This window comes from Blautia sp. AF34-10 (genome assembly GCF_003477865.1).
GTDB classification, from domain to species: domain Bacteria; phylum Bacillota; class Clostridia; order Lachnospirales; family Lachnospiraceae; genus Fusicatenibacter; species Fusicatenibacter saccharivorans.
On sequence record NZ_QUED01000001.1, the window covers coordinates 162,287 to 175,501 of the forward strand.

General features: G+C 44.0%; 11 protein-coding genes, 2 tRNA genes and 1 pseudogene. All 14 read right to left on the reverse strand.

Features of this window, described 5'->3' with window-relative positions:
- Positions 1 to 234: 234 nt before the first annotated feature.
- Positions 235 to 1,230 carry an ROK family protein gene (locus DWZ60_RS00800; RefSeq protein WP_173841560.1) on the reverse strand — a complete coding sequence of 332 codons (996 nt, stop codon included), beginning with the start codon at positions 1,228 to 1,230 and terminating at the stop codon, positions 235 to 237.
- 256 nt (positions 1,231 to 1,486) lie between these two features.
- On the reverse strand, positions 1,487 to 1,558 hold the full coding sequence (locus tag DWZ60_RS00805) for a hypothetical protein (protein ID WP_279220571.1): 72 nt from the start codon (positions 1,556 to 1,558) through the stop codon (positions 1,487 to 1,489).
- Between the two features lie 374 nt (positions 1,559 to 1,932).
- The gene (locus tag DWZ60_RS00810) at positions 1,933 to 4,362 is read right to left on the reverse strand and encodes an ABC transporter permease (RefSeq protein ID WP_119221123.1); all 2,430 of its coding nucleotides are present in this window, start codon (positions 4,360 to 4,362) and stop codon (positions 1,933 to 1,935) included.
- A complete protein-coding gene (locus tag DWZ60_RS00815) occupies positions 4,359 to 5,033 on the reverse strand; it encodes an ABC transporter ATP-binding protein (protein ID WP_119221124.1) in 675 nt (224 codons plus the stop codon). Before DWZ60_RS00815 ends, DWZ60_RS00810 begins: the two co-directional genes overlap by 4 nt.
- Positions 5,034 to 5,210: 177 nt before the next feature.
- Complete coding sequence (locus DWZ60_RS00820; RefSeq protein ID WP_119221125.1) at positions 5,211 to 6,476, reverse strand: sensor histidine kinase; 1,266 nt, start codon at positions 6,474 to 6,476, stop codon at positions 5,211 to 5,213.
- Complete coding sequence (locus tag DWZ60_RS00825; RefSeq protein ID WP_055181289.1) at positions 6,452 to 7,141, reverse strand: response regulator transcription factor; 690 nt, start codon at positions 7,139 to 7,141, stop codon at positions 6,452 to 6,454. The genes DWZ60_RS00820 and DWZ60_RS00825 overlap by 25 nt, the downstream gene beginning before the upstream one ends.
- A gap of 235 nt (positions 7,142 to 7,376) precedes the next feature.
- A complete protein-coding gene (rlmD, locus tag DWZ60_RS00835) occupies positions 7,377 to 8,795 on the reverse strand; it encodes a 23S rRNA (uracil(1939)-C(5))-methyltransferase RlmD (protein WP_119221126.1) in 1,419 nt (472 codons plus the stop codon).
- An 84-nt stretch (positions 8,796 to 8,879) separates the two neighbouring features.
- Positions 8,880 to 9,110 (reverse strand): hypothetical protein, encoded by a 231-nt coding sequence (locus DWZ60_RS00840; RefSeq protein WP_055227097.1) that lies wholly within the window; start codon positions 9,108 to 9,110, stop codon positions 8,880 to 8,882.
- Positions 9,111 to 9,390: 280 nt separating this feature from the next.
- A complete protein-coding gene (locus DWZ60_RS00845) occupies positions 9,391 to 9,999 on the reverse strand; it encodes a YdcF family protein (protein WP_055221246.1) in 609 nt (202 codons plus the stop codon).
- A 6-nt stretch (positions 10,000 to 10,005) separates the two neighbouring features.
- Positions 10,006 to 11,138: pseudogene (rffA, locus tag DWZ60_RS20535) on the reverse strand (dTDP-4-amino-4,6-dideoxygalactose transaminase).
- 189 nt (positions 11,139 to 11,327) lie between these two features.
- Positions 11,328 to 11,401: transfer RNA gene (locus tag DWZ60_RS00855), tRNA-Met, on the reverse strand.
- Positions 11,402 to 11,434: 33 nt separating this feature from the next.
- Positions 11,435 to 11,507, reverse strand: a tRNA-Val gene (locus tag DWZ60_RS00860).
- Positions 11,508 to 11,598: 91 nt separating this feature from the next.
- A complete protein-coding gene (locus tag DWZ60_RS17165) occupies positions 11,599 to 11,760 on the reverse strand; it encodes a hypothetical protein (RefSeq protein WP_022462017.1) in 162 nt (53 codons plus the stop codon).
- Positions 11,761 to 11,939: 179 nt separating this feature from the next.
- Complete coding sequence (purD, locus tag DWZ60_RS00865; RefSeq protein ID WP_119221127.1) at positions 11,940 to 13,211, reverse strand: phosphoribosylamine--glycine ligase; 1,272 nt, start codon at positions 13,209 to 13,211, stop codon at positions 11,940 to 11,942.
- Between the last annotated feature and the right edge of the window lie 4 nt (positions 13,212 to 13,215).

Here is a 13,215-nt window from a genome sequence, read left to right on the forward strand (position 1 = left end):
TGCAAAAAAACGGAAAGGAAACCGTAGTTACTGTTTTCTTTCCGTTTTTTACTATAATATCTTTTTCTAATTTTACACGACTTCTCGTTTTTCACACATATAAATCGGACATCGCATTCGCTTTGCAACCTGTCAGTGGGAGTTTTTAACTCCAACAGACTAAACATCCCCTTACCCAACGCTTAATTCCCTACGCACCAGATGCGGTGGACTGCTTATCTGCGTTCAAAAAAATTACAATTCTACCATATGTTTTGTAAAAAAGTATTTCGCGGCTCCAACAGCCGACGCTTCTTTCTTATACGAACAATTTTTCAAGTATGAAACATCATGCTCAAAGCCATTATATGCCATCACTTTTTCTCCCAGTGGTATCATATAATCTGACAATACGCCTCCCACATCACCTCCTAGTATGATGTCCATATCATATGCCATCCGCAGATTTGATATCAAAACAGCAAGATGATCCAAATACTCATTCCATGTCTGCAAATTTTTTTCATCACCACTTTCAATTTTTTCCATAAATGCATCCAGTGACTGCCTGTTATCTTGTGTCAGTACACTTGCTGCACAATATGCATCTGCACATCCTGATTTACCACAATAACACTTTCTTCCACCGGGAACGAGTATCATGTGACCAAACTCCCCTGCTTTCTGGTTCTGCCCGCGAAACAGCTTTCCATCTATGCAGAATGCACCTCCTAAGGTGTGGTTCAAAGACAGATATATCGCATTTGGATACTTTTGCTTTTTTTCTGCAAGCATTGCAGCATTAGCATCGTTTTCAAAATATACTGGAATTTCCAACGCCTGCTCTAAAAAGCGCAGACTATAATTCTCTATACCTAAAGCATGAGATTTTAAAACGATCCGTTCTTTCTGATCAATAATTCCTGGAATCGCCACTCCAATCCCAAGTAGCGTGTCCTTCGCTAATTCGCCTTCAAGAAAAGTTTTGACCTTTTGTGCCACCTCTGTACAATAGAATAATTCTGCCGTAAATTTTAAACGGATGCGATCTTTTTTTATAATCTCATCTCCAAGATTTACTAATACCATTTCTATATGATTCGCTGTAATCAAAATTCCCATTGCATGACAGTATGACTTATTAATCCCTATACTTTTTGCCTTTCGTCCACCGGTCGAAGCATATTCCCCAGTTTCTTCCAACACCATTTTTTCTAATAAGTCATTCACATTTGCTAACACAGTCGGCATACTCAAGTTTAACTCTTTTGCGATTTCCGCCTTGGATGTAACATGCTTGTTTAGCACATAATTAATTATTTTTTTTCTTTGTTGTATTTTTTTTATCTTTATTTTCCGTTTTCTTACCCTCTTTTATTAAATATATTATAAAAGAATTATATGCTTTTTTATTCTTCTTGTAAAGTAATGTTTTATAATAAATCTCCGACAGAATTTATCTTATAAACAGCCAAAAGCTCCCGAAGGAGTTTTCCACGCTTTAGATCTACACCAATTCTTTTAGCACAAGTTCTTCTGCCATATTACGAATACCATTTACCAATCTGACCCATTCCATCTGATCACGAGCTTTCAACTCAGCACTGATTGCATCCAACTTCTAAATCTAAGTCGATCTCTATCGTGTCATCTGGCTTTTGTTGGGACAAAAGAACTACCGTCTCACAGAACATATTTTATCGCAAGGCTTTTAAAAATGGAATAGATTTTACCAAACGACAGTTTTCAAAAAACTTATAAGGGATTTTTCCCTTGAACCCATCATTTATGATATATGGTGGTGCTTTTCGCCCCCAAATCGTGAAAGTGGGGGCACTTTCTGCCCCCACTCAGGAAATGTTGCTAAAATACTGTTTAGATTTATCATACATACAAAATGGAAGTTATCTATTTTTCCTCTTCGTTAAGACCTAGTTCATTACATATTACTTGCTATCCCTGATACCTTATTCTTTCTACCAGCGTTTCCTTTTTCAGATTACTGCTTAAAACACAGGAAAGCACAATTTGTAGAATACCAACCAGAAGAATCATAACAAGAATCGGGATAAGAGGAACATGATAAACGTTCATTCCAAAAATCCCATTATGCTTCGCATAGGAAAACAGTGCATAGCCAAGGGGCAGACCGGCAGCAAGTGCGACGCAGATGGTGCCAACCGTAAAAATCAAGCCCTGTATTTGTAAGCACAGATTCAACTGCTTATTGGTCATGCCTACCGCTTGCAGCACACCGTATTCCTGCTTCTTCGTGGTGATATTGATGATCATGGTGTTTGCCAGATTCATAAACCCAATGAGACCGACAATTGCCATGAACAGATAGCAGCCAAGCTTCATCATACGGCTTGCGTATTCTGCAGATTGTAACTGTGCATGATAGGTATCCATTTTTATATGCGAAGTATTAGAAATCAAAGTATTCAGACTCTGTTCCACAGATGCAACATCTTTTTTATCACAGTCCACCCACAGATAGCCATAGGCTGTTCCCCTCGGATTCATGGAACGGTATACACCTTCCGGAATGACAAGATAAGTGTCCGCACTTACAAAGGATCCTGCAATCTTTCCCTGATAGGTATAGGTTTCACTTCCATTCTCAAAGTCAAATGCAATGGATTCTCCCGGAGCATATCCATCTTGTTCCATCCACGTCGACCAGCCAAAGAAAATCTCACCATTCTTTACCGCCTGATCATAGTCCATAGAGCCAATATCCCCGTCTTGGCGCATAAAATCAAAATCCTTTTTACTCACAACAGCAGCCGGAAATCTCTTTCCGTCCAGATTTACAGAGACAATCTCTCTCGTCATGACATCTGTCACTCCTGGAATGCTTTTGATTTCTTCACTCATTGAATCATTCAGTGGGTTGTTCTGTAGGATTGTGTCCAGATTATTCTCCGAATAAGCTTCATCATAATTCTGGGAATAATCCAGCTGCAACTCAAATTGTCCATGGTTGATTGCAATCCGCGCCTCGTGCTCCGTGTCAATATTTCCAACATAATTAGAGATAATTACAAACAATACACAGGAAAGCCCCATGGTAAGAATCGTAGCAATGGTTCTTTTCGGATTGCCTGTCACATTTGCCATTGCCATGGAGAAAACGGTGACATCTTTTCTGCCTTTTCGTCTGCCCTGTTTTTGCGTTTTGGAACCGTCAAGATACCGTGTCGCTTCGATGGGTGAAATCCGGGAAACAATTTTCATGGGTTTGCGCAGAGCCAAAACGACCGTAAGAAACGATACAAAAATGCAGATGAGTATAATTGTCAGTGAAAACAGAGGCACCTGATGGTTCTTGATTCCGGACGATACCAGATTTCCCTGCTCCACCAGCCAGTTGAAGCTGACTTTTGCAATCAGGAAACCAAACAGCAGCCCCAGCGGTATCGAAGGAACCGCCAGAAGAATGCCCTCACGAAAAATCAACTGCTTCATCTGCTTTCTGGTTGCACCCAACGCCTTGATTTTTCCGTACTCCTGAATCTTCTGGGCGATCCCGACCTGGAAGATATTATAAATGACCACAATGGAAAACAGCACGATTCCGAGGATCAGGGTTCCACAAACCACAATCATTTCATAGCTCGGCTGCAATACCCACTGCAGGTAGAGGTCATTGATGATCACGTTTTTCTGGTCAATGCCGCAGGAATCCGCGATTTCTTTTATAACAGGCGCAACATTATTCATAGATACATTTGCAGAATCGCTCAAGGTAAAATAGATATTATATTGCCTGTCACCCTCCGCAACACGCTCATTATAAAAATCCTGCGAACCGAATACAACATAGGAAGCCTCGATGGTATATTCATCCCGGTCATATAAAATCCCGCTGACAGTAAATTCCACCGGTGCGTATTCCGACTGCATGCCGGAACGGTACTCCAATGTTACGGTGTCTCCGACCTTTACATCATGGTATCCCACTGCATCAAAGAAAGCGCGTCCTGCGGCAATTTCCTGCGCCTTTTCCGGATAGGTACCTTCCTTCAACACATATTCCTGATTATAGGGAAGCATTTTCCTGACCGTTTCATCCGCACTGACAAACCCGCCATTTTCATTTCCTTTCAGGATGCCCTCCGTACACATGATGCCGATATCAGATATCTCAGCTCTGCGTTCCACTTCTTTTAATTGCGTACCATCTGCTGCGACAAACAGACCATAATTGCTTCCATATGAGCCTGCCGCCTGACTTTTCTGCAAACGCATCATTCCATTTCCCACAGTACTGATAATCACAAGCAGCATCATAGTCAGACATATGGACATCATAATCAGTATACTTCTTGTCTTGTTCTTTTTGTCATTGCTATATGCAATCCTGCTTATTGTCTTCATCTGAAATCCACCACCTGTCCGTCCTCAATCACCAGAATACGGTCAGCGACCTGTGCAATTTCGTCATTATGGGTAATCATTACAATTGTCTGTCCATATTTTTTTGCTGTCATCTTAAGCAGAGCGATTACCTCATCACTGGTCTTAGAATCAAGATTTCCTGTCGGCTCATCTGCAAATATAATTTCCGGACGATTCACCAGTGCTCTTGCAATTGCTACTCTCTGCTGCTGTCCTCCGGATAACTGATTTGGCAGATTATAAATCCGGTTTTCAATCCCCAGAGTTGCAATAATATCATTTACATACGCTTCATCCACTTTTCTTCCATCCAGCCCCAGTGGCAGTACAATATTTTCCCAGACATTAACAGATGAAACCAGATTAAATGCCTGAAAAACAAATCCGATTTTTCTTCTGCGGAAAACAGCAAGGGCATCTTCCTTCATCCTGTATAAATCTTTCCCTGCTAAAGTAACACTGCCTTTTGTCGGGGTGTCTAGCCCTCCAAGCATATGAAGTAATGTACTTTTACCGGAACCTGACTTTCCGACAATTGCGACAAATTCTCCCTGCTCAATCTGAATGTCCACCTGATTGACCGCTTTGACCTGATTCTCACCTGCGCCATAAAACTTACAAAGCTGCTTGGTTTCTAATATCACACTCAATGTGCTACCTCCTTTTCAATTCTGTAAAACGTACCTTTTCAACACGCTTTCTTTGTCTGTTTATATATTTGGTCATTTTTCAACCTACATCCAAATTGTATCAGGATAATCTTTCATTTCACTTTCAAAAACGAGCAGAAGTCTTACAGAATTGTAAGATTTCTGCTCATTTAAAATTTAACTAACATATGGTAATTGAATCACAAACGTGCTTCCTTTTTTCTTTTTGCCGGAGGTTACCGTAATCATACCTACGTGCTTTTCGATAATTTCTCTCGATAGAAAAAGTCCGATTCCTGTACCACTCTTTTCCATGACCTCCCTGGAACTTCCTCTGTAAAATCGTTGAAAAATTTTGTGATACTCATTCTGCGGAATACCAATTCCCTGATCCTCAATTTCCATTCTTACAAGATCGTTTCTTTTTTGTAACCGGATAAATATTTTTGAACCACCCGGACTGTACTTGACCGCATTATCCAGAACGTTGATCACAGCTTCGCCAAGCCACCTTTTATCCTGCATAATCGTGCATGTTTCCAGCTCTTTTTCATAGTCAAAAACGAATTCAATTTCTTTCTCATCCGCTTTTGGATATGTACGATTCACAGCAGATATGACAGTATCTATAAGTGGAAGTTTTTTCTTATTCATCTGAATCAGTCCAGTTTCCATCTTGGATATTTCAAGAAGCGACTGCAATAATGTCTCCAGTCCATCCAGAGCACTCCGACAACGGATACGAAACTCCTCCTGTTCTGTGGCACTTAAGTCATTCTGCATCAGCACACTAAAACATATATCCAAAGCTGCAACCGGTGTCTTTAACTGGTGTGAGATGTCAGAAACCATTTCTTTCGTGCTCTCTTTTTCTGTCCGTGCTTCTTCCTTTAGCAACTGAATATGATGTCCGATTGCTTCAAGCTGGTCATTCAATTTTTCCAGTTCTGCGTAATTTTCCGTTTTCAGTAAATCATCAAATTTATTTTCACGGAATCTGATCAGAATTTCTTCCAACTGGTCTAATATTTTCTGATGACACGCATCTTCTTTTTTCTTCCAATAAAGTAAAAAAGTCAAAAAAAACACGCATATCACAGTGCTTACAGCACCGGTCACCATAACCTGATGCTGGAATTGCGAATAAAATGCATTCCCTTTATTCCCCCAGTATCCATATTGCTCCAATAATCGCCTTCCCTGTTCGTTAGTTTCAATATCCTTATCCTTAAGCAATTCCGAAACAGCATCCAGCCCGGAAAATTCTTCCTTTGCAGCAATCTCTGTCATAAGATTCATTTTATATTTGTAATCTTCATAAAACACATACGTGGTAAAGCAATTTAATATTGCAAACAATACTATGACAGGTAATACCAAGGAGAGCACTACTGTAATCTTCTTGCGATATCTCTTTGTCACTGCCTTACCTCCTGATTCCATATATACCCAAGACCTCTGATATTCTTGATATAGACCGGTGCAGCCGGATTGTCTTCGATTTTCTCACGGAGTCTTCTGATATTGACAGCGATTGTATTTTCATCCACAAAATCCCCTTCCAGATCAAACACATTTTCCAATATTTGTGTTTTTGAAAGAATCTGTTTCGGATTCTGAAGAAAAAAAGTCAGCATTTTCAACTCCGTTTTTGTCAGACTGATTTCACGACTCTTTATCAGGACTTTCATTTCTCCTGCGATAAATACGATATCTCCCGAAATCATCTTTCCGGCTTCCGTTTTCTCCTGTCTGCGGCGGAAATGTGCTTCTATTTTCAAAAGAAGTACCGAAAGACTAAACGGCTTTGTAATATAATCATCTGCCCCTGCTTCATATCCCATGACCTGATCCATCTCCTGATCTAGTGCTGTAAGACAAATAATGTATGTATTATAATTGCATCTCATCCACCTTACAAATTCCAGTCCATTCCCATCCGGAAGATTCACATCACAAATGGTAACATCCACATTATGATCACTTGCAATTCTTTTCGCTTTTTTCACTGATTCTGCTGAAAAAACCTCATATCCGGATTTTTTCAGTGAAAATGTAATTCCACGATTTAAATTTTCATCATCTTCAACCACGAGTATACCTGGCATAGCATCTGCACCTCTCTTTATTAACTATTCATCTTAAAATGCTTCAATGCCTCCACAATTGCACTCTCTTTATCTTCTGGACACTGCGGTTGCCTGCTATCTTCATTTTTAGGTAAATTAGGACTTGGAACAAGTTCCAAGTCTGTCGCGGCAGTCGTCGAATTGCCCTGCAAGCAGTCCATTCTCCTCGTTGCAACGCGCAAATTCTTTCCAACCTCAATTCCGCATTTTCTCTTTACCTGTGAGATACATCTGGCTTTTGTTTCAGTTGGGACAAAAGAACAACCGTCTCCACATGCACCGTTCCCGGAAACATATCAACACAGCAGACCTTTTCTACACGGTATCCATATTTTGCAAACTCTACCAGATCCCGCGCAAGAGAAGTCGGCTTGCAGGAGATGTAAAGCATTTTTTCACACCTATATAAATCAACTATCTTCGGCAGAGCCTTCGGATGGATTCCTTCGCGCGGTGGATCAAGAACGATGAAGTCCGGTTTTTCTTCGATTTCATCGATCACCTTCAGCACGTCTCCGGCGAGGAAACTGCAGTTGGTAAGGCCGTTTGCCTCTGCGTTCTCTTTTGCAGCTGTAACAGCTTCTTCCACGATTTCCACGCCGATCACTTCTTTTGCGACCGGTGCAAGGATCTGGGCGATGGTTCCGGTTCCGCTGTAGAGGTCGAAGATCGTGCGGTCTTTCGTCTCGCCGACGAACTCGCGGGCGGTGCTGTAGAGAACTTCCGCGCCAAGGGAATTGGTCTGGAAGAAGGAGAACGGGGTGATCTTGAATTTCAGTCCGAGGAGTTCTTCATAGAAGTAGTCCTGTCCGTAGAGCACTTTTGTCTCATCGCTCTTTACAATATCTGCCAGGGAATCATTTATGATATGGAGGAATCCGACAACCTTTCCTTCCAGCGGCAGACCAAGCACTTCCTGCACAAGCGGCATCAGATCCCATTCTTCCTGGCTTGTGGTGACGAGATTTACCAGGATTTCTCCGGTATTCTCGGCTCTTCGCACCAGCAGGTGGCGCAGGTAACCCTCGTGGCTTATCTTGTGGTAGTAACTTGCGTTCCGCTCTTTAAAGTACGCCAGCACGCAGGTCAGAATCTTTGTGAAATCCTCATGCACGATTTTGCAGTCGCACGCGGTCAGGACATCGTAGGTGCTTCCCTTTTTATGAAGTCCGAGAGACAACGGGCCGTCCTTGTATTCATCGCCGAAGGAAAACTCCATTTTATTCCGGTATGCAAACTCCTTCGGACTTCCCTTGATTCCAAGGAACGGATAATCGGCCTCCCCCGCCTCATTGACCTGGCCGGCCTCCACGAGGGCATCGTCGAGCAGTTTTTTCACCTGACCGGCCTTCATTGCAAGCTGATCCTCATAACTCATCGTCTGGTACATGCATCCGCCGCAGGACGGGAAAATACTGCAGACCGGATCGCGCTTTTCCATCGGGGATTTTTCTGTTACTTCGAGCAGGCGGCCCTCCATGCGGTTCTTTCTTTTTTTGTTGATCTGAAAGCGGATCTTCTGTCCCGGAATTGCATTTTTCACGGTAACCGTCTCGCCCTCCACATGTACACGTCCTTTATTCGGGAAATCGATTCCTTCCACGACTCCCTCGTAAATTTCTCCTTTTTTCATTCTCTTCTCCTTCTATGTCAAACTGATTTCCGGACAGAAAAACTCCGGTACCACGTTCCGGCACCGGAGTTTCTTTTTTCCATCCTACTTATCTTCGTCTTCATCCTCGAAGTAATCGTCGAAATCGTCATCGAAATCATCTTCGAAGTCTTCCAGATAATCCGGAGTTACAAACCGGTATACTGCGTATGCGATTCCTGCAACTGCCGCTACCGCTCCGACAATGGCAAGGACCCATAAAATCACGTTTTTCGGTTTTTCGCTCTCACGTTCTCTCTGTTTTAAAAGCTCTAATACTTCATCAATCTTATTCATACTGTCCACCAACCTTTGCTTTAGATTAGAAACTTAACTTAACGATAGTATACCATACGAGCCGCAATTTTACCACAATTTCCGCTCTTTTTTATAAATCTTTTCGTTTCAACTCACAATCGGTATTTGCACGGAGTCTGACATGTCGAGAATAGTTCGACTGTGACTTTCCTCATGTCAGTGGAGGATACCGATTTCTCTCCGCCTACCACTGCCGTTATGTTTCTTTTAACAATTCATCCCACCACTTTAGAAGCTGAGGACTTCTTGTCTACTGGTGTTAAAATTCAGAATCCGCCGGCAGTTCCCGCAGAATCTTGTGGAACTGACCGCCGCAGCGCTCCATTTCTCCTAACACCTGGTCGATCCATTCACCCTTTGTATGCCAGTTTTCTCTGGTGAACTCAATATCCGAAGGACAGACAAAAAACTCTGTCTCCGGGTAGACAAGCTGGTAATACAGAATACACCGTCTCGCATGGAGATTCCGGCAGCAGAGGATCGCTTTTTTCACCTCGATGCCCGCCGCATCTGTCACTTCCCGTGACCGCAGTGCATTTTCATACGTATACGTCGCCTGGTCTTCGCGCAGAATCGCTTTCTCCGGCACGCTGTTTTTCTGCAGTACCGTCCGCAGAAACTCCCACTCGGTTTCATAGTTCCCGCCGTACTGCTCCGCAAGATCCTGTACACCGGCGAAATGCCCGAGCACAGTACTGTATCTTCCCGATGGAAGCACATACGGCGCAAATCCTTCTTTCCAGAGTTCTGCCGCGTGCGCCGCCATCTGCGGATATCCGTTTCCCGGCACAAAAATCACATCGGCTTTCTGCGGCTCATCCTTCACGAAAATATAGTCCGTAAAGTAGTTTAAAAACTTCTCATACATGAAATGTTACCACTCTTTAAAGTCCATGAGGCACTCTACGACATATGCCATATCCTGTTCAGACAGGCTGTAGAACATCGGCAGACGCATCAGGCGCTCGCTCTCTTTTGTTGTGTATTTGTCCTCTCCGTGGAAAACACCGAACTTCTGTCCGGCCGGGGAGGTATGGAGCGGAACGTAATGGAAGACACACATCACACCGCGCTCTTTCATATAGTTGATCAGTTTTGTACGCACTTCCAGATTTCTTGCCTTGATGAAGTACATATGTGCATTATGTACACAGCCTTCCGGCACAACCGGCTGCTCGATCTTTCCAGCCTCAGCCAGCGGACGGAGCTGCTCATGGTAATAGTTGTAGATGGCCATCCGCTTTCTGTCGATTTTCTCATGTTCCTCGAGTTCTGCAAGCAGGTAAGCCGCATTCATATCACTCGGCAGATAGGAGGAGCCGTAGTCGATCCAGGTATATTTGTCGATCTGTCCGCGGAAAAACTTGCTGCGGTTCGTTCCCTTTTCACGAAGGATCTCTGCTTTTTCCAGATAATTCTCATCCTGGAACAGCAGCGCGCCGCCCTCTCCCATCGTATAGTTTTTCGTCTCATGGAAGCTGTAGCAGCCAAAATCGCCGATCGTTCCAAGGGCTTTTCCCTTGTAGTACGCGCTCACACCCTGTGCCGCATCCTCTACAACCTTCAGGTTATGGCGTTTTGCAATATCCATGATGGTATCCATTTCACAGGCAACGCCGCATAGTGAACCGGAACAATCGCTTTTGTTTTTTCGGTGATAGCATCCTCAATCTTGGTCTCGTCGATGTTCATCGTATCCGGACGGATATCCACGTAGACGATTTTTGCTCCGCGCAGAACGAAGGCATCTGCAGTGGAAACAAACGTGTAGGACGGCATGATCACTTCGTCGCCCGGCTGAATCTCAGACAGGTAAGCTGCCATTTCCAGTGCATGGGTGCAGGATGTCGTAAGCATCGCATGTTTTACGTTGAAATTGTCCTGCATCCAGGCAGAACATTTCTTCGTAAAAGGACCGTCGCCGCACAGCTTGTTGTTTTCCTCTGCCGCCTGGCGGATGTATTCCAGTTCTGTTCCAATAAAAGGTGGTTTATTAAACTCTATCATTGTTTTTTCCTTATCTTTCTTCTATCCATTACTGTTTTATTTACTTTCAGAGCCCAAAACAAGCTCTTAGGTAGTCTTATTTTCTCACAAATCCCTGTGGATTTCAAGACACGATTTTGACATGACAGCCATATCATCATACTGCCCATAAAACCAAAAGAACCCTTGATTTCTCAAGGGTTCCATAAGTAGCGAGAGGGGGATTCGAACCCTCGACACCGCGGGTATGAACCGCGTGCTCTAGCCAACTGAGCTATCTCGCCATATTCATTTTCAACACCGTTTTTCATAAAATATGGGGCCTATAGGGCTCGAACCTATGACCCTCTGCTTGTAAGGCAGATGCTCTCCCAGCTGAGCTAAGACCCCACATCGGTGTTTTGTCTGTTGGCTTTTTATCTGTATCACCAACCGACTTCGTTAGTATAGCATTCCACCCGCCAAATGTCAACACTAATTTTCAAATTTTTTCGATTTTTTTCAACTTTTTCTCCCGCCACTCTTTCAGGTACTGCTCCTGTTCCAGATCTTCCCGTTCTTTCTCCCATCCTGCCGCCCGGCAGAGCGTCCATGCAAGCAGAAGAAATACGGCAAAAATCCCCGCCAGACAAACGATTCCCATCTTTTCTGACCGCCTTTCCTGTTCTGATTCTGCTAAAAAGCAAAGGATCTCCTTACTATTGTATCCGGAACGGCGGCGCTTTATTCCCTTTTCAGAATAAAAAGACAAAGCCGCCAGATTTCCCTTTCACCGGGATTCTGGCGGCTCCATTTTACTCAAAATTAAAATTCACATTCACGTTACGCTTCGTCAATCGCTTTTCCAATATCATGGCGGTAATATTTATTGTCAAAGTCAACCCAGTCAACAGCCTTATATGCATTCGCACGTGCCTCTTTCAGGGTATCGCCAAGTGCTGTCACGCCGAGGACACGGCCTCCGTTTGTCACGATCTCGCCGTCTTTGAACTTCGTTCCTGCATGGAAGCAGTAATAGCCCTCATGCTCTTTGAACGTCTCGAGTCCGCGGATCGGGAATCCTTTTTCGTAGGAAACCGGATAACCGTTCGAAGCCAGTACGATGCAGACACACGCATTATCTGCAAACTGCAGGTCGATCTGGTCGAGAGTTCCGTCGATGCAGGCTTCAAATACATCAATGATGTCTGTCTTCATACGAGGAAGCACAACCTGTGCCTCCGGATCGCCGAAGCGGGCATTGTACTCGAGCACCTTCGGTCCGTCCGGTGTCAGCATCAGTCCGAAGAAGATAACTCCCTTAAACGGTCTTCCCTCGGCTGCCATCGCATCTACGGTCGGCTGATAGATATATTTCTTACAGAACTTATCCACTTCTTCGGTATAAAACGGACTCGGAGAGAAGTTTCCCATGCCGCCGGTGTTCAGGCCGGTGTCGCCGTCTCCTGCTCTCTTGTGGTCCTGTGCGGAACTCATCGTCTTGATCGTCTTTCCATCCACAAAGGAGAGAACGGAAACCTCACGTCCCGTCATAAACTCCTCGATGACCATCTCATTTCCGGCACTGCCGAATTTCTTGTCGAGCATGATCGTCTTAACGCCCTCTTTTGCTTCCTCTAAGGTATTGCAGATCAGAACGCCTTTTCCAAGAGCCAGACCGTCGGCTTTCAGTACGATCGGGAATTTTGCGGTTTCCAGATACTTCTCTGCCGCCTCCGGATCGGAGAACGTCTCGTACGCTGCCGTCGGAATGTTATATTTTTTCATCAGGTCTTTAGAGAACGCTTTGGATCCTTCCAGAATCGCCGCATTCTTTCTTGGTCCGAATACACGCAGCCCCTCTGCCTCAAACGCATCGACAACACCGCCGACCAGCGGATCATCCATGCCGATGACGGTCAGGTCAATCTCTTTTTCTTTCGCAAAAGCAACGAGCTTGTCAAACTCCATCGCTGCAATATCGACACACTCTGCGTACTCCGCAATTCCTGCGTTTCCAGGAGCGCAGTAAATCTTGTCTACCTTCGGGCTCTGCGCCACCTTCCAGGCAATCGCATGCTCTCTTCCGCCGCTTCCTACAATCAGTACTTTCATCGCT